12 protein-coding genes are annotated in these 17,618 nt (G+C 48.8%); 2 read left to right on the plus strand and 10 right to left on the minus strand.

The annotated features are described in order from the left end of the window. The first annotated feature begins 112 nt into the window (after nt 1-112). Both clpB and HMPREF2551_RS06120 read left to right on the plus strand, forming a co-directional pair. Entirely contained in the window at nt 113-2,686 is a 2,574-nt protein-coding gene (gene clpB / locus HMPREF2551_RS06115) for an ATP-dependent chaperone ClpB (RefSeq protein WP_070837880.1), read from the plus strand. A 227-nt stretch (nt 2,687-2,913) separates the two neighbouring features. After that, a complete protein-coding gene (locus tag HMPREF2551_RS06120) occupies nt 2,914-4,899 on the plus strand; it encodes a site-specific recombinase (protein ID WP_070837882.1) in 1,986 nt (661 codons plus the stop codon). 62 nt (nt 4,900-4,961) lie between these two features. On the opposite strand, the gene clpP is transcribed toward HMPREF2551_RS06120, so the two are convergent. From clpP to HMPREF2551_RS06170, 10 genes are all read right to left on the minus strand, one after another. Beyond that, nucleotides 4,962-5,582, minus strand: coding sequence for an ATP-dependent Clp endopeptidase proteolytic subunit ClpP (gene clpP / locus HMPREF2551_RS06125; protein WP_049349799.1), 621 nt, complete (start codon nt 5,580-5,582; stop codon nt 4,962-4,964). A 90-nt stretch (nt 5,583-5,672) separates the two neighbouring features. Next, nucleotides 5,673-6,983 (minus strand): trigger factor, encoded by a 1,311-nt coding sequence (gene tig / locus HMPREF2551_RS06130; RefSeq protein ID WP_070837884.1) that lies wholly within the window; start codon nt 6,981-6,983, stop codon nt 5,673-5,675. Between the two features lie 188 nt (nt 6,984-7,171). Continuing rightward, the gene (locus HMPREF2551_RS06135; RefSeq protein WP_070837886.1) at nt 7,172-9,616 is read right to left on the minus strand and encodes a DNA translocase FtsK; all 2,445 of its coding nucleotides are present in this window, start codon (nt 9,614-9,616) and stop codon (nt 7,172-7,174) included. Nucleotides 9,617-9,804: 188 nt separating this feature from the next. Continuing rightward, nucleotides 9,805-10,356, minus strand: coding sequence for a hypothetical protein (locus tag HMPREF2551_RS06140; protein ID WP_070837888.1), 552 nt, complete (start codon nt 10,354-10,356; stop codon nt 9,805-9,807). A 36-nt stretch (nt 10,357-10,392) separates the two neighbouring features. Next, nucleotides 10,393-10,746, minus strand: coding sequence for a nucleolar protein (locus tag HMPREF2551_RS06145; protein ID WP_070837889.1), 354 nt, complete (start codon nt 10,744-10,746; stop codon nt 10,393-10,395). Between the two features lie 47 nt (nt 10,747-10,793). Beyond that, complete coding sequence (locus HMPREF2551_RS06150) at nt 10,794-12,713, minus strand: ATP-binding cassette domain-containing protein (RefSeq protein ID WP_070837891.1); 1,920 nt, start codon at nt 12,711-12,713, stop codon at nt 10,794-10,796. A 177-nt stretch (nt 12,714-12,890) separates the two neighbouring features. After that, complete coding sequence (locus HMPREF2551_RS06155) at nt 12,891-13,652, minus strand: amino acid ABC transporter ATP-binding protein (RefSeq protein WP_070837893.1); 762 nt, start codon at nt 13,650-13,652, stop codon at nt 12,891-12,893. Between the two features lie 9 nt (nt 13,653-13,661). Continuing rightward, complete coding sequence (locus tag HMPREF2551_RS06160) at nt 13,662-14,378, minus strand: amino acid ABC transporter permease (RefSeq protein ID WP_049323221.1); 717 nt, start codon at nt 14,376-14,378, stop codon at nt 13,662-13,664. After that, complete coding sequence (locus HMPREF2551_RS06165) at nt 14,368-15,192, minus strand: amino acid ABC transporter substrate-binding protein (RefSeq protein WP_070837895.1); 825 nt, start codon at nt 15,190-15,192, stop codon at nt 14,368-14,370. The genes HMPREF2551_RS06160 and HMPREF2551_RS06165 overlap by 11 nt, the downstream gene beginning before the upstream one ends. Before the next feature lie 155 nt (nt 15,193-15,347). After that, the gene (locus HMPREF2551_RS06170; RefSeq protein WP_070837897.1) at nt 15,348-17,258 is read right to left on the minus strand and encodes an alpha-amylase family protein; all 1,911 of its coding nucleotides are present in this window, start codon (nt 17,256-17,258) and stop codon (nt 15,348-15,350) included. Between the last annotated feature and the right edge of the window lie 360 nt (nt 17,259-17,618).

Here is a 17,618-nt window from a genome sequence, read left to right on the forward strand (position 1 = left end):
TAAAACAATAATATAAATAAAATTTACTATTTAATGAAAAAATAACTCTTGAGTTATCCACATTTGCGCCTATATAGGCTTCAACGGAAATATATTTGTAGAGGAACGTTAAATGAGATTTGATAAATTGACTGCTAAATTTCAGCAAGCTCTGCAAGAAGGTCAAAGCCTGGCTTTGGCTGCGGACAGCAGCTATCTCGAGGCAGGCTTTATCTTAAAAGCATTGCTTGATGATCAAAACAGCGGAGCTGCTGCGTTACTGGCCCATGCGGGCGTGAATGTGCCTCAGGTGAAACAGCGTTTGCAGCAACATTTGAGCAGCTTGCCAAAAGTATCCGGACAGGGGGGCGATATTATGCCCAGCCGTGAGCTGCAAGCTGTATTGAACTTGATGGACAAGGCTGCAACCAAACGTGGCGATGCCTATATCGCCAGCGAACTTTTCCTGCTGGCTTTGGTTCAGCAGAATGATGCAACCGGCAAAATTTTGAAAGAAGCCGGTGCGACCGAACAAAATATCAATGCCGCGATCGATGCGGTACGAGGAGGACAAAACGTGAACGATGCGAATGCTGAAGACCAACGCGATGCGCTGAAAAAATACACACTCGACCTGACTCAACGCGCCCGTGACGGTAAGCTCGACCCTGTTATCGGCCGTGACGACGAAATCCGCCGTGCGATTCAGGTGCTGCAACGCCGTACCAAAAACAACCCTGTGCTGATTGGTGAGCCTGGTGTGGGTAAAACCGCCATCGTCGAAGGCTTGGCGCAACGTATCGTCAACGGCGAAGTGCCCGAATCCCTGCGCAACAAACGCTTGCTGGTTTTGGATTTGGCGGCATTGATTGCCGGTGCGAAATACCGCGGCGAATTTGAAGAACGCTTGAAAGGCGTATTGAACGATTTGGCGAAAGACGACGGCAACACCCTGATTTTCATCGACGAAATCCATACTTTGGTTGGCGCAGGTAAAACCGACGGCGCAATGGACGCGGGCAATATGTTGAAACCGGCTTTGGCGCGTGGCGAACTGCACTGCATCGGCGCGACCACCTTGGACGAATACCGCCAATACATCGAAAAAGACGCAGCACTCGAACGCCGCTTCCAAAAAGTATTGGTCGGCGAGCCAAGTGTGGAAGATACCATCGCCATCCTGCGCGGTTTGCAGGAACGCTATGAAATCCACCACGGCATCGACATCACCGACCCTGCCATCGTTGCCGCAGCGGAGTTGAGCGACCGCTACATCACTGACCGCTTCCTGCCCGATAAAGCGATTGATTTGATTGATGAAGCTGCCAGTCGCATCAAAATGGAGCTGGACAGCAAACCCGAGCAGATGGACAAACTCGACCGCCGCATCATTCAGCTCAAAATGGAAAAAATGCACGTTGCCAAAGAAAGCGACGACGCCAGCAAAAAACGTTTGGAACTGATAGACGAAGAAATCGACGGTCTGCAAAAAGAATATGCCGATTTGGACGAAATCTGGAAAGCCGAAAAAGCCGCGTCTTCCAGCACCGCCGACATTAAGAAACAGATGGACGACATCAAAGTCAAAATCGAGCAGGCCAAACGCCAAGGCGACTTTGCCCGCGCGTCCGAACTCGAATACGGCGAGTTGCCGAAATTGGGCGCACAGTTGCAAGCTGCGGAAAGCAACCCCGACGGCAAAAAACAAAACAAACTCTTCCGTACCGAAGTCGGCGCGGACGAAGTGGCCGAAATCGTATCGCGCATGACCGGCATCCCCGTATCTAAAATGATGGAAGGCGAACGCGACAAGCTGCTGAAAATGGAGGAAGTATTGCACCGCCGTGTGGTTGGTCAAGACGAAGCCGTGCGTGCCGTGTCCGATGCCATCCGCCGCAGCCGCTCCGGCCTTGCCGATCCGAACAAACCCTACGGCAGCTTCTTGTTCCTAGGTCCGACCGGTGTGGGTAAAACCGAGTTGTGCAAAGCCTTGGCAGGCTTCCTGTTTGACAGCGAAGATCATCTGATTCGTATCGATATGTCCGAATACATGGAAAAACATGCTGTTGCCCGCCTGATCGGCGCGCCTCCGGGCTATGTCGGCTACGAAGAAGGCGGTTACCTGACCGAACAAGTCCGCCGCAAACCGTACAGCGTGATTCTTTTGGACGAAGTGGAAAAAGCTCATCCAGACGTGTTCAACATCCTGCTGCAAGTATTGGATGACGGCCGTTTGACCGACGGACAAGGTCGTACAGTGGACTTTAAAAATACTGTTATCGTCATGACTTCCAACATCGGTAGCCAACATATCCAACAAATGGGTACTCAGGACTACGAAGCAGTAAAAGAAGTTGTGATGGAGGATGTGAAAGAACATTTCCGTCCTGAAATGATCAACCGTATTGACGAAGTCGTCGTGTTCCACGGTTTGGATCAGGCTAATATCCGCAGCATTGCGAAAATCCAGCTTAAAGGTTTGGAAAAACGTTTGGAAGCGCAACATCTGCATCTGAAAGTCGATGATGCTGCCTTGGATCTGATTGCCAAAGCCGGTTTCGACCCTGTGTATGGTGCCCGTCCGCTCAAACGCGCCATCCAGTCGGAAATCGAAAACCCGCTGGCCAAAGCCCTGCTCGAAGGCAAATATGCGCCCGATAGCACAATCCATGTTAAAGAAGAGAGTGGTAAGCTCTTGTTTGCATAGGATTAAATTAATGTAGTATTTTGTTGTAACAGGCCGTCTGAAAGAATTCAGACGGCCTTTCTTGATTATTGATTCATATTATATAATTGTTATGTAATTTGATTATTCTTTGAATTTTAGGGAAATTGATTAAAATCTTATGCCTTAGTTTGATAAAGAATGCGCTATAATCCGACTTGTTTACCAAGGTTCTTGCTAAATACCTAATTTAATGTAATAATACTACAATGCAAAAACTGACTAATCAAAATCTTCACAGTATTTTGTCGGAACGCTTAAACGATACCGACTTTGTTCTTATCCTCAACGCCTTAATCAAATTTCTGCGCCGAGGAGGCAAAAAACAGGCTTCCGAACGTTTTGATTTGATTTTATCTACGTTAAAACAAGACGATGCTTTATGCCGTCAATTCAGCCTGCGCTTTTATACTTGGCTGTCTAAAGTTCACATTTATCCTGCGCTGATTAAGCTGGGTATTTTCTCGCGCCATAGTTTTACCCGGGAAATGGGCATACGGATTTATGAGCGGTTCAGCCCGTCTTATAAAGATTTTTCCAACTTGCGCGAAGTATTTTTATATCTTTTTCATTCTGAAAATGATGATAAATGGTTGCAAACACTGAGTTTGCGACAATGGCTGGGTATGTATGAATTGTTGTTGGCTAAGGCGGATCCCGCTTTGCTTCAGACGGCCAGCCGACAATTGACAGATGCACGTTTGCGTGCGGTAGAAATGTTGTCCATCTGGATTGCTTCCGAAGCGATTGAGCCGGATTTAATACGGATTGCCCCCCGTTTGTTGGAAGCGGATTCTGCATTTGTCGCTTTACAGCGCGAAGTTGCGAAGATGGTGGAACATTATCGCCATAGTGAAGAAACTTATGACACAGCGCATTTGGAGGTTATGTTTGACCAGTGTGAAAAGCAAATTGACTATTTGCGCCGTCGTGGTACGGGAGCCGGGTCTGGTTCGTCAGTAAAAGTTGCCCACTTGCTCGAACGCCTGCAACAAACCATAGACCGCCTGAAATTGTTGACCAATATTCAAATCGAAACCAGCCGCACCCGCTTAACTGTCAATCTGATGAATGCGATGATTTATGCGGCGGTGGAGCAATACAGCACCAGCCACTTGCGTAAAAGTAGTATCCGAATGCTGGCACGCAGTATTACGGAAAACAAAAGTCATCATGGCGAGCATTACATTACGCGCAACCGTAGCGAATATTTCAAAATGTTTTATTCCGCAGCAGGCGGCGGCGTAATTATTGCTTTGATGGCATTGAATAAAATCCATATTGCGTCTTTGGGGTTTGGCGAATTTACTACTTCATTCTTGGCTGGGCTCAATTATGGTTTGGGCTTTATGCTGATTCATATGCTGCATTGCACTGTTGCAACCAAACAGCCTGCCATGACGGCAGCGAGCTTTGCCGAACAGGTGGACTCGAATGAAGGCAGCAAAGCGGTGGACAATAAATTGGCTAAACTGCTGATTGACGTGTGCCGTTCGCAAAGTGTCGCTGTGTTTGGCAATGTATCGATTGCGGTATTGTTGGCGGCAGGGATTGCTTTTGGCTATGCCCATACGCATGGTCAGCCTTTGCTGAATGAGGCAGTTACGGCCTATCAGTTCAAATCTATTGAGATTTTTACCCAACCGACCTTATGGTATGCCGCTATTGCCGGCGTATGGTTGTTTTGTTCGGGTATTATTGCCGGCTTTTTTGACAATCGTTCCGATTATCTGAACCTGCGTCAGCGCCTGCCGTTTAATCCGTTTTTACGAAAAATCATGCCTCCGGAGCCGCGCCGTCGGTTGGCTGCTTATATTCATAAGCATTATGGTTCGCTTATGGGTAATTTTATTTTCGGTATGCTTTTAGGCATGACAGGCTATTTTGGCCATCTTTTCGGCTTGCCGCTGGATATTCGTCATGTGGCGTTTTCTTCGGCAAACTTGGGTTATGCCGCGATCAGCGGCCATGCAGATGTATTCACGTTTATACTCGGCTTGGCAAGCGTATTGGCAATCGGTATGGTAAATTTAGTGGTCAGCTTTTCTTTGGCTTTGGCTGTGGCGCTCCGTTCCCGCGGTACGCGTTTGGGCAGTATACGCAATCTGCTAAAAAGTTTTTGGAACCAAGTAAAAGCCAACCCTTTGATTTTGCTGTATCCGGTTCAAGTGAATAATAAAGACAATACGAAGTAGGATTGAAGAAAGGCCGTCTGAATATATATGTTCAGACGGCCTTTGATTTAAACCGATAAAAATTAGGCTTGTAGAGATTCGCGGTTTTCCAAAACTTGGTCAATCAAACCGTATTCTTTGGCTTCATCGGCAGACATATAGTTGTCGCGGTCGGTATCGCGTTCCAAATCGGCCAAATCGCGATCACAATGTTTGGCAAGCAAGCGGTTCAGTTTCTCTTTGATTTTCAGCAACTCTTTAGCGTGAATTTCAATGTCGGAAGCCTGACCGGCCAAGCCGCCGCTGATGAGCGGTTGGTGAATCATGATGCGGCTGTTGGGCAGGGCAAAGCGTTTGCCTTTTTCACCGGCAGACAACAAGAATGCGCCCATGCTTGCCGCTTGGCCCAAGCATAAGGTAGAAACATGAGGCTTGATGAAGTTCATGGTGTCGTAAATCGACATACCGGCAGTAACCGAACCACCCGGTGAGTTGATATAGAAGAAGATGTCTTTATCTGGATTTTCACTTTCCAAAAACAGCAGTTGCGCGACAACCAGATTGGCAGATTCGTCTGTTACCGGGCCGACCAAGAAAACGATGCGCTCTTTCAAAAGGCGTGAGTAGATGTCGAATGCGCGCTCGCCGCGACCGCTTTGTTCGATAACGGTAGGGACAAGGTAGTTATTGAAATCGAAGGACATTTTTGTCTCCTGTTAATGATGGAAAAGCACCAAAGCCATTTAAAGCGCTTCGGTGCTTTTGATTGTCTGTTTCAGACGGCCTTAGAGCAATTAAGCTTGTGCGCCCATTACTTCGTCAAAAGACAGCGCTTTTTCAGTTACCTTGGCTTTGCTCAGAACAAAATCAACAACGTTGCTTTCTACGGCCAAAGAAGTCGGGCCTTGCAGACGAGAAGGCTCTGCGTAGTACCAGTCGATAACTTCTTGAGGATCTTCATAGCTTTCAGCGAAGTTGGCAACAACGGCTTTGATTTGGTCTTCAGTTGGCTCAAGTTTGTTTTCTTCAACCAATTTAGCCAAAATCAGACCCAAAGCAACGCGGCGTTCTGCTTGTTCTTTGAACATATCCAAAGGCAGATCCAAGTTGGCAGCGTCAGCCATACCTTGGTTAACGAAGTTTTGTTTCATTTCGTTTGCCAGGCGGGCCGCTTCTTCGTTGACCAAAGCAACAGGAACTTGCAAGTCAGTCGCTTTGAGCAGGGCGTTCATGACAGATTCTTTAGTTTGTTCACCGATGCGGCGCTCAACTTCGCGGCCGACGTTTTTCTTCACTTCTTCACGCATTTTGGCAACGTCGCCGTCTTCAATGCCCAGAGCTTTGGCAAAGTCAGCGTTAACTTCAGGCAAAGTAGCTTCAGAAACGTTGTTCAGAGTGATGGTGAATACGGCAGATTTACCGGCAACATCTTTACCGTGGTAGTCTTCAGGGAAGTTTACGGTAACGTCTTTGCTTTCACCGGCTTTCATGCCGACAACACCGGCTTCGAATTCAGGCAGCATTTGGCCTGCGCCCAATACGAAAGCGTAGTTTTTAGACGCGCCGCCGGCGAAAGGTTCGCCGTCGATTTTGCCTTCGAAGTCGATGATGACGCGGTCGCCGTTTTGGGCTTCGCGGTCAACATGGTTGAAACGGGTGCGCTGTTTGCGCAGGATTTCTACGGTTTGGTCAACTTCGGCATCGCCAACGGTTGCAGTTACTTTTTCTACTTCTTGGGCAGACAGGTCGCCGATGGTTACTTCGGGGAAGACTTCAAAAATAGCGGCAACTTTGAAAGACTCTTGATCGTCTTGTTCTTCAACGGCTTCAAAGCGTGGGTAACCGGCAACTTTCAATTCTTGAGCAACGGCAACATCGTAGAATTCGCGTTGTACCAATTCGTTGATAACGTCGTTTTGTGCGCTTGCGCCGTACATTTGGGCAATCATTTTGAACGGTGCTTTACCCGGACGGAAGCCGTCAATTTTTGCGCGGCGTTGGGTTTGTTTCAGTTTTTTCTCAGTTTCTGCGTTGATTTTGGACCAAGGCAGAGACAATACTACTTTGCGTTCCAGATTTTCTAAAGTTTCAACAGTTACGCTCATCGTAAGCCCTTAAATTTGTTGTGTTAAACGGTTATCCTTCTGCTTAATCCCCCGAAGGATTTCGGGAATATGCATAAGGTCAAAATTTAGCTGCTTAGTATAACACAATGTTTCACGAATAACATAAAAAGGCCGTCTGAAAAGTGGGAAATTCTTTTCAGACGGCCTTTTTGCTTTGACATTGTTTTTTAAAGCTGGTCTTTTTGCGCCAGAATCCGTCGGCTGCCGTTGACATCTGCCGGAGAAAGCACGCCGGCATTTTCAAGCGCATCTACCAAATTGGCGGCGCGGTTGTAGCCGATGCGCAATTGGCGTTGCAGGGAGGAGATGGAAGTCTTCCGGCTTTCCAATACGAAGGCAACTGCTTGATCAAACAGTTCATCGCTGTTGGCGTTCGGATTGACAATATTGGTGGTTTCAATGGCCGCTTCACCGCTGAGCAGGCCTTCCACATAATTGGTCGGCGCTTGTTCTTTAATGAAATTGACGACTTGATGCACTTCATCATCGGAAACAAACGCACCTTGCAGGCGTGTCGGTTCTGCGCTGCCCGGTTGCAGGAACAATGAGTCGCCGTATTTGAGCAATTCATCTGCACCCATTTGGTCAAGAATGGTGCGGCTGTCGATTTTGCTTTGTACGGTAAAGGCCATGCGTGTCGGGATGTTGGCTTTAATCAGGCCGGTAACCACATCAACGCTCGGGCGTTGGGTGGCGACAATCATGTGTATGCCTGCCGCACGCGCTTTTTGGGCAAGGCGTGCGATTTGCTGCTCGACGGATTTGCGTTCGGTCATCATCAAGTCTGCCAACTCGTCGATGACGACCACAATCAACGGCAGTTTTTCCAGAGGCTCGGGATCGTCAGGATTTAAGCTGAATGGATTGAGTAATGGCTTGCCTGCCGCTTTGGCCTGCTCGACTTTTTGGTTGAAGCCGTCCAGATTACGTACGCCGGCGTGTGAGAGCAGGCGATAGCGTTTTTCCATTTCGGCAACACACCAGTTTAACGCTTGTCCTGCCTCGCGCATATCGGTTACAACCGGGCAAAGCAGGTGCGGAATGCCATCATAAATGCTCAATTCCAGCATTTTCGGGTCAATCATGATGAATCGGACTTCGTCGGGCGTGGCTTTGAAGAGCATGGACATAATCATGCCGTTCACGCCGACAGATTTACCCGATCCGGTCATGCCTGCGACCAAAAGATGCGGCATTTTTGCCAAGTCGCCGACAACGGGCGTACCTGCAATATCTTTACCCAAGGCAACGGTCAGTTTGGACTTGGCATCGGTAAACACGGGAGAAGAGAGGATTTCGCTCAACATGACGTCTTGGCGTTTCTCATTAGGTAATTCAATGCCCATGGTGTTTTTACCGGCAATGGTCTCAACAATGCGTACCGCTTGCAGAGACATCGAGCGCGCCAAATCTTTGGACAAGGCGACAATTTGGCTGCCTTTGACACCTTGTGCCGGTTCGATTTCGTAGCGGGTAATCACAGGGCCGGAAGTGGCGGAAACAACCTGTACGCCGATGCCGAATTCAGCCAGTTTGGTTTCAATCAATTCTGCGGTTTGTTGCAATTCATCCGGATTGACGGTAACCGGTTCTTCAGACGGCATACGCAACAGGTTCATATTGGGTTTGTGGTATTCGCCGTTGTTTTTAGGCTCGGTATCGTCAAACAGGGAAGTTTGGATTTTAGGGGGCGGCGCAACGGACACGGCAACGGTTTTACGGTTGCTGCTGCTGCCTGCCAACGGAGCCACCGGAGTGGCGGTAATGGTTTTGGCCTCTTTAACCATGCGGCGCGTATTTTGGGTTTCCAAAGCTTCGGCGCTGACGTCTTCTTTTTTATTTTGATATTGCGACAGTTTTTTCATCAAGCTGCCAAACAGGCCGCCCACATGGCTACCGGATTTGGCCATGACTTCCAGCCATGACACCTGAGCCAACAGGGAAATGGACAACAGCAACATCACCAGCATAATCAACAGGCTGCCTGATTTGCCCAACAGCCAAGCCAAGCCTGAACCCGCCAACAAGCCGACCAAGCCGCCTGCACCGACGGGAAGGGATTCGCTTAATGCGTTGTCAAACAGGAAATGTTCGATAATCGGGCTGCACACCAGCAGGAGGAACAATGCCAAAGCGGCTACGCCGTGATTGTAGGGCTTATGGTTTTCCTGCTTTTTCATGGGGCGGAAGTTTTTGTAGAGGAAAACGCAAGAGGCGACAATCCACCACCAAAATGACAGGCCGAACAAATAATACCCGACATCGGAAAGATAGGAACCAAAAAGGCCGCCGAGGTTGGCAACATCATGGCTTTTGGGAACGCTGCGCGACCATGCAGGGTCGTCCATGCTGAAACTGGCCAGGGAAATGGCCAGATAAATGGTGATAACCAAACCAAACAGCCATAAGGCATCATTAATCAAGTTGACGACATGTTCGGGGCGCGCTTTTTTTTCTTCGTTTTTTTGCAGCTCTTTGGCGGCTTTCAGGCGTTGGGAGACTTTATTGTCGGCTTGAGTTTGTGTTTTGGCGGATTTGCGTGTGGTCGGTTTGGCAGCCGGTTTGGTGGTGGCACGTTTTTTTGTTTGGGTTTTAGAAGATTTTGCAGTCATGAGATAAAGGCCGTCTGAAAAGACCGGAGGTAATGTGCGTAAAGGGCAAATTATACCGTATTTACCAGACGCGAGAAATTGAAACGGGCGTAATCATTATGGGATTCAGGCCGTCTGTATGGCGTGACGAAAATTTTGGATTTCGTTTCCACCTGTTCAGACGGCCTGATGTTTTGGTTGATTTGAGCTTACATTCTGCCCAGTTCACGCTGGAGGGCTTGAATGTTTTTCTCCCTATCCAAAACCGCACCTTGCAGCGTACTGATGGCTTGTTGATTGACGCTGCCGCCTTTGGCTGTCCGCGCTTGGCTCAGTTGCTTTTTGGCATCGGCCAAAGCCGCGCGTTCATTCGATAACTCGGTTTCCAAAATAGAGCGGCGGCTGTTGACGCCGGAGGATTTGGGAACCGGAGGAGGAGCCGCTTCAGAAGCGGTGCGGACGGGGGCAGGTTTAGGCGTTGCTTTATGGTTGGATTTTGCCGCCGTATTTTTGCTTTTTACCGGAGCCGCTTGTGATGTCGGTGCGTTGAGTGTAGGGGCATCGCTGACCGGGGCATCGTATCGGCTGCTACTGTATTTGCCGACAATCGGCAAATCGTTGACGGCTTGGCAGTTGCCGCTTGGACGTGAGGTATAGACAATCGAGCCGTTGACTTCACAGGTGTAGATTTTTGCAGCATGGGCTTGGCTGTTGAAAACGGCAAGCGGTAGCAAGGATAGGGTAAGCAGGTATTTTTTCATGATTCAGGTAGGACTGATGCGTTGCATTTGAGCATTTTATTCTTGTTCAGACGGTATGGGCTGCTGTTTTTTGGCTTTTGCACTGTTTTTGTTTTTGCTCGGTTTGTCGGCTTTTTTCTCTTGTTTATCGGATTTTTCCGTGCGCTTCTTTTTCTTGGGTTTTGCATTGACGCGTTCATCAGAGGCATGGAGGCTGCGGATGTTGAGATGATAACCGCTGCCTTGATGGCCGCTGATTTTAGGCAATTGGGCCTGTGCGCAGGAGGAGTTGGGTTCGGAGGTATAGCTGCCGTTGCCGCAGGAATAAACTGCGGCGGCTGCGTGAAGAGAAATGCCCAAGACGAAAGAGGATACGAGGAAGTATCCGGCTTGTTTGATAGTTGAAGTCATGTTTTTCCGTATTGTGTTTTATTTCAGACGGCCTGATGGCTCTATTTTTATTGGGAAAACTCGGCCTCGACATCAACTTGGATTTGTTCAAGCTCTTCCTGCCATTGCAGCCAGTTTTCTTCCAGTTGCGTTAATTTTACTTTAGTTTCTGTTAATTGTGCGAGTGTCTCTTGCAATTTGGGTTTATTTTCTTCTGAATAAGCAGATTCTTGTGCCAAAAATGCTTCACAGGCCGTCTGAATATCAGTTAATCGTGCGATTTCTTTTTCGGCTTTGTCGATTTTTTGCTGAATTGGTTTGCTGCGTTTGGCTTTTTCCTGGCGGATTTGTGCCTCGATACGCTTGGTGTCCTTGCGGCTTTGGCTTTGTGCAGATGCGGCAGGGGCTGTTGCGGCGTTTTCTTGTGCCAACCGCCATTGACGGTAGTCGTTCAAATCGCCGTCGAAGTTGTTCAGACGGCCTTTGTCAATCAATAGGAAGCTGTCGGTAGTCGCTTCAAGCAGGCTGCGGTCGTGCGATACGACAATCAATGCGCCTTGGAAACTTTGCAGAGCAAGCGTCAGGGCGTGGCGCATATCCAAGTCCAAATGGTTGGTCGGCTCGTCAAGCAGCAGTAGATTAGGTTTTTGCCAAATAATCATGGCAAGGGCAAGCCGCGCTTTTTCGCCGCCGGAAAAGGGCTCGGTCTTTTGAACCGCCATATCGCCGACAAAGTTGAAACCGCCTAAAAAGTTGCGGATTTCCTGTTCGCGGACTTCGGGCGAAAGCTGTTGGATATGCCAAACCGGACTTTGGTCTGCGCGTAAGGTATCCAGTTGATGCTGGGCAAAATAGCCGATATTGAGCTTTTCAGAGCGGACGATGCTGCCGGAAAGTAAATCGATTTTTCCTGCCAAGGCTTTGATAAATGTGGATTTGCCGCTGCCATTAACGCCCAACAGGCCGTAACGTGCGCCGCTTTCCAGAGACAAGGTGATATCGTGTAAAACGGTATTGTCGCCATAACCTAAGTCGGCATGGTCGAGTTTCAATAATGGATTGGGCAGGTGGGTCGGATTGGCAAATTCAAAGGAAAACTCGCTATCCAAATGCGCAGGGGCGATGCGTTCGAGTTTGGCTAATGTCTTCATACGGCTTTGGGCTTGTACGGCCTTTGTGGCTTTGGCTTTGAAACGGTCGATAAAGGATTGCAGATGTTTGATTTGTGCCTGCTGTTTGACGTAGGCGGCTTGTTGTTGCGCCAGACGCTGGGCGCGTTCGGCTTGATAGAAATCGTAATTGCCACCGTATTGGGTCAGTTTTTGTTGCGATAGTTCGATGGTTTGTGTTGTAGTGGCATTTAAGAAGTCGCGGTCATGGGAAATGATGATTTGCGTACAGGGCAGGGAGGCGAGATGGTTTTCCAGCCACAATACGGTTTCCAAATCCAAGTGGTTGGTCGGTTCGTCCAAAAGCAGCAAATCGGCACGGCAAATCAGTGCTTGGGCAAGGTTGAGTCGCATACGCCAGCCGCCGGAAAAAGATTTGACGGGGAGGATATGTTCTTCTTGTGCAAAACCCAAGCCGCTCAACAATTTCGCCGCGCGTGCCGGAGCGGTATAGGCATCGATTTCTTCAAGCTTGGCGTGATATTCGGCTTGTTTCATGCCGTCGTTTTGCGCTTCTGCTTGGGCCAAGGCCGTCTGAAAAGCCTGCAATTCGGCATCGCCTTGCAAAACGTAGTCTAAAGCGGAAATATCTAAATCGGGCGTTTCTTGAGAGACGGAAGCCAGGCGCCATGTTTTGGGAATCAGGATTTCGCCGCCATCTTGAGTGATTTCACCTTTTATCAGCGCAAACAGGCTGGATTTTCCCGTACCGTTTTTACCGATTAAACCAACGCGTTGGCCGGGGTTGATTACGGCATCGGCTTTATCGAGCAGGACTTTTAAACCGCGTTGCAGGGTGAGTTTTTTGATTTCTATCATGATGGCGGGTAAGGAGATAAGTAAAACGAAAGGCGTTATTTTACCTGAAAAGACATATAAAAGGCCGTCTGAACAAGTATGAAAATGAAATCAGCGATTTCTATTTCACTTATTCAGACGGCCTTTATGAAATGACAGTTGGAAATGCTTTCAAATTGTCTGTTGTTTCAATTAAATTTAAAGGTCGGCATTGTCCGCACGGATTTGGCGCAGGAATTTTTGTGTCCGTTCATGTTTGGGATGATTGAACAAATCTTGCGGGCTGCCTTGCTCGACAATAACGCCACCATCCATCACGACGACGGTGGTTGCCACTTCCAAGGCAAATTTGATTTCATGCGTAACGACAACCATGGTCCAGCCTTCTTGTGCCAATTCCTTCATGGTATCTAAAACATCTTGCACCAATTCAGGGTCAAGCGCGGAAGTCGGTTCGTCAAACAGCATCAGTTCAGGCTGAATCGCCAATGCTCGGGCAATGCCGACGCGCTGCTGTTGACCACCGGAAAGCTGGTAGGGGTAGAGGTCGATCTTGTCGCCCAAACCGACTTTTTTAAGCAATTTGACAGCCTCTTCACGCGCTTTGGCGACAGGCTTGCCTTGTACGGCAACCGGTCCTTCCATGACGTTTTCCAACGCAGTTTTGTGCGGAAAGAGGTTGTATTGTTGGAATACCATGCCGGATTTGCGGCGCAGTGCCAAAATATCGTGTTTGCTTGGTTTTTTGGAAAAATCGATGCTTAACGGCTGCGCATTGTCAAACTCGATCCGACCTTGTTCGGGCATTTCCAAAGCGTTTAAACAGCGTAAAAACGTGGTTTTGCCCGAGCCGGACGGGCCTAGGATAACAACCACTTGTCCTTTGCCGACATCCAAATCGATGCCGCGCAAAATGGTATTTTCGCCAAAGGTCTTATGGATATTGCGGATTTTAATCATGACAACTCCTTATTTGGCGACATAGCGGTCAAAGCGTTTTTCCAAGCGCGCCTGAATCAAAAACAGCACTTTGCAGAAACACCAATAAACCAATGCGGCTTCGATATAAACCGGCAAAAAGTCATAAGTACGGTTTGCTGTCTCTTGGGCGACACGGAAAAGCTCGGTTACCGTTACTACGGCGGCAAGCGAGGTGTTTTTGAACAGGCCGATAAATTCATTGCTCAAAGGCGGTACGGCAACGCGGAATGCCTGTGGTGCGATAATACGGCGGAATGTCTGCATATAGGTCATACCGATGGAAAAACCGGCTTCCCATTGGCCTTTAGGTACGGACAAAATTGCCGCGCGTATGGTTTCGGAAGCGTATGCGCCGACATTGAGCGAAAAGCCGATGATGGCGGCAGGAATCGGATCGATATAGATGCCAACGGAAGGTAAACCGTAGAATACGATGACCAACTGCACCAAAAGCGGCGTACCGCGAATGACGGAAATATAAAATTCCACCAGCTTCAGCAAGCATTTTTGGAAAATACCGCCGGAGGGCATGATTCTTACCAAAGCAACGGCTACAGCAATAATCATGCCGATAACGAAAGAAGCGATCGCCAAAGGCAAAGACACTGCGAAGCCGGCTTTAACCATGGGCCAAAACGCGCTGATGAGCATATCAGCGCGTGTTTCCGTCATAAACGGCAGAGAGGCAAGGAAATTATTTAACACTGATGTCTTTTCCGAAGAATTGTTCGCCCAGTTTTTTCAGCGTGCCGTCGGCTTTCAGCTCAGTCATGGCTGTGCTGAATTTGGCCAATGCTTCATCATTGCCTTTATTGACAATCAAGCCGGAGCCGACTTTTTCGTCAGCCGGTGCAGACCAAACGATTTTTACGTCGGCATTCGGGTTTTTCTTCAGATAGTCCAATACCGCCAATTCGTCGTTCAGGGTTGCATCGGCACGTTTTTGTTCAATCAAGGTCAGGGATTGCGCCAAGCCGTCTACCGGTACGAGTTCTGCGCCTGCAGCTTTGGCTTTTTCACCATAGTTGCTGGTCAGGGATTGTGCGGTTTTCACACCTTTGATGTCGTCGATGGATTTGATGTCGCTGTCTTTGCGCGCAACCAAAACGGCACCGCTCCAGCTGTAAGGCTCGGATTTGTCAAAAGTCGCTTGACGCTCAGGGCTGGTCAGGCCGACTTGGTTGGCAACCACGTCAAAACGGCCGGCTTTCAAACCTGCCATCATGGAGTCCCATTGTGTTTCTTTAAATTCAACTTTGATGCCCAGTTTGTCGGCAACTGCGCGGGTTACTTCGACATCGTAGCCGGTCAATTTGCCGTCTTTGTCGTGGTAGGTGAAGGGTGCGTAAGTACCTTCCGTACCGACAGTGATGGTACCTTTGTTGTTGATACGCTCAATCAGTGAACCGGAGGCCGCACCGGATTGCGCTGGAGTAGAAGAAGCTGAGTTGCTGCCTTCTCCGCCGCAAGCAGCCAAAACTACTGCAGCGATGGTACCGAGTACGAATTTTTTCAACATGGATTTTTACTCCTGACTTTAAGTGTGTCATCTGGTATTAAAGCGTGCATTCTAAGCGAAACTGCCCAAAATACAAAATACATCTTAGTTTCTTAAAAGGCCGTCTGAACGCTGATTTGTTCAGACGGCCTTGAGTGGTGTATCAAAATTTCGGCTTATGCAATTTCAAGCCACATGACTTGATAGGGTTGCAATACCAAGTCCTGATTCAGGGAAACGGTTTGACCGCTGATCAAATCGTGTGCTTTAAACGGCATGGCTTGCAGCGTATGCGCACTGATGGTTTGCGGATGTTCGCTGAAGTTGCCGAATGCCAATAGTGCGTTGTTGCGCATATAGCCGATGATGTGTTTATTGTTGGTATTGAAGGTAACCAACTTGCCGCCGTCAAAGCGCGGATTGCTTTGTCGGATGGCAATCATATGGCGCAAACCTTGGAAGATTTGACCGGCAGTGGTCGAGCTGTCATGGCGTTGGTTGTACAACTTTTCATTATAACGAGGACGGTGTGCCCAGCGGCTGTCGTCGCTCTTATTGCTGTCTTGCGACCAGTCGTCATCATTGAGTGTACCCACTTCGTCACCCAAGTAAATCAGCGGCAGACCGCCGGTACTCAGAGCAATGCTGTACAAAAGTTTGATGCGGTCAACGGCGTACGGGTCATTTTGAGCCAAACCAACCAATGCTGCGGCTGTACCGCTGACACGGCAGTCGCCAGTGTTGGGGTTGTATTGGAAGGGGAGGCCGCGCGCGAAGCTGCCGTCGAAATGGTTGACGAAGAAGCGGTTGAGGAATTGTCGGTGGTCGTAGCCGTGGATGCCGAACTGCCATGCGTCCTCATCGGCAAATGTCCAGCCGATGTCGTCATGGCTGCGGACGTAGTTGACCCATGCAGTGTGGTCGGGCAGGTTGTGGCGGTAGGTCAATGCCTGATGGAGCAGGTTGACTTCGCGCGTGGCAAGCGTGTTCCACAACAATGCCATTTGCAGAGGGTTGTAGCCGATTTGGCATTCGTCTTGGCTGATGTATTGGACAACTTGGTCGGGGTGGACGATGGCTTCGGATTTGAAGAATACGGCCGGGGCGGCAATACGCATGACGGAGTTAAACGCGCGAATTAAGGCATGGGCTTGCGGCAGGTTTTCGCAGCTTGTGCCCATTTGTTTCCAAATAAAGGCAACGGCATCCATGCGCAGAATATCAACGCCCAAGTTGGCAAGGAACATCATTTCGCCTGCCATGGCACGGAATACCCATGGGTTGCTGTAATTCAAGTCCCATTGGAAGGAGTTGAACGTTGTCCATACCCAGCGTCCGTCTTCCAGTTGGGAGAAGCCGCCCGGATGTTGGTCGGGGAAGATTTCACGCAGGGTGCGGTCGTATTGGTCGGGCATCCAACGATCAGGGAAAATGTAGTAGAAATTGTCGTAGAGCGGATCGCCAGCGGCGCAGCGTTTTGCCCATTCGTGTTCATTGGAAGTGTGGTTAAAGATGAAATCGACAACGGCGGAAATGCCTGCTTCGTGCAAAGCGGCAATGACATCGCGCAAGTCGTCTATCGTACCCAAAGCCGGATTGACATCGCGGTAGCTGCTGACTGCATAGCCGCCGTCGCTTTTGCCTTCGGGACATTTAAACAGTGGCATCAGGTGCAGATAGGTCAGGCCCAATTCTTGGAAATAAGGAATTTTGGCTTTCAAGCCTTGCAGATCGCCTGCGAACAAATCGACGTAGCACACGCCGCCGACCTGTTTGTTGGACAAAATCCAGTCAGGATCGTTTTCGCGCGCGATATCGATATCTTTTAAAGATGCGTTGCGTTGGGAATAGCTTTGCCATGCTTGGGCAATCAGTTGCTCCAACATGGGGAGGACAGCTTCGTTGTTGTTGTAAACGTTGTCCAGCTCGTGCATCAGTTTGGGAAAGTGTTCTTCAAGCCGTCTGTCAAACTGTTTCCAGTCTTCAGATGCCTCGATGCTTGCACGCTGTTCGGGAGTGTATATCGATAGGGTGCGTTCTTTAAGGTGATGCAAGGTCAAATCAACCTGTTGAGTCTGGGTCAACATAATGCCTACTCCGAAGTTAAGGTGAAATTGTTTTGAAGCTTGGTTTCACTTCTTTTGCAAATCCATGCCGATTGTGGGCGGCCAAGACTGTAATTTTGCGTCAAGAAACTGCCTCAATGATACTGGAAGTGCTTGAGTGTGCCTAGGGTTTTCAAGGTTATTGAACAGGATTTTTCAAGTGTTTGATTTTGATTGAAAGTAAGGATGAATAAAAAGAATATGGCCTTTAGCTGCAGTCATGTTTCAGACGGCCTGAACTTTTAAGAAAAACTTTTATTTTTATTGCCTTAGATATCCTTTGTTCTCATATGGCCGTCTGAAACATAAGCACGGCATAGAGGGTCATCTGTCTTCTCGAAA

It is taken from the genome of Neisseria sp. HMSC066H01, assembly GCF_001837375.1.
Taxonomy (GTDB): Bacteria; Pseudomonadota; Gammaproteobacteria; order Burkholderiales; family Neisseriaceae; genus Neisseria.

What these genes read in the sequence shown, in the direction of transcription:
- HMPREF2551_RS06170 (WP_070837897.1), bottom strand. Translation starts at nt 17,258, where the DNA reads ATGTTGACCCAGACTCAACAGGTTGATTTGACCTTGCATCACCTTAAA.
- HMPREF2551_RS06145 (WP_070837889.1), bottom strand. Translation starts at nt 10,746, where the DNA reads ATGACTTCAACTATCAAACAAGCCGGATACTTCCTCGTATCCTCTTTC.
- HMPREF2551_RS06135 (WP_070837886.1), bottom strand. Translation starts at nt 9,616, where the DNA reads ATGACTGCAAAATCTTCTAAAACCCAAACAAAAAAACGTGCCACCACC.
- HMPREF2551_RS06120 (WP_070837882.1), top strand. Translation starts at nt 2,914, where the DNA reads ATGCAAAAACTGACTAATCAAAATCTTCACAGTATTTTGTCGGAACGC.
- HMPREF2551_RS06155 (WP_070837893.1), bottom strand. Translation starts at nt 13,652, where the DNA reads ATGATTAAAATCCGCAATATCCATAAGACCTTTGGCGAAAATACCATT.
- HMPREF2551_RS06150 (WP_070837891.1), bottom strand. Translation starts at nt 12,713, where the DNA reads ATGATAGAAATCAAAAAACTCACCCTGCAACGCGGTTTAAAAGTCCTG.
- HMPREF2551_RS06165 (WP_070837895.1), bottom strand. Translation starts at nt 15,192, where the DNA reads ATGTTGAAAAAATTCGTACTCGGTACCATCGCTGCAGTAGTTTTGGCT.
- clpB (WP_070837880.1), top strand. Translation starts at nt 113, where the DNA reads ATGAGATTTGATAAATTGACTGCTAAATTTCAGCAAGCTCTGCAAGAA.
- tig (WP_070837884.1), bottom strand. Translation starts at nt 6,983, where the DNA reads ATGAGCGTAACTGTTGAAACTTTAGAAAATCTGGAACGCAAAGTAGTA.
- HMPREF2551_RS06140 (WP_070837888.1), bottom strand. Translation starts at nt 10,356, where the DNA reads ATGAAAAAATACCTGCTTACCCTATCCTTGCTACCGCTTGCCGTTTTC.
- clpP (WP_049349799.1), bottom strand. Translation starts at nt 5,582, where the DNA reads ATGTCCTTCGATTTCAATAACTACCTTGTCCCTACCGTTATCGAACAA.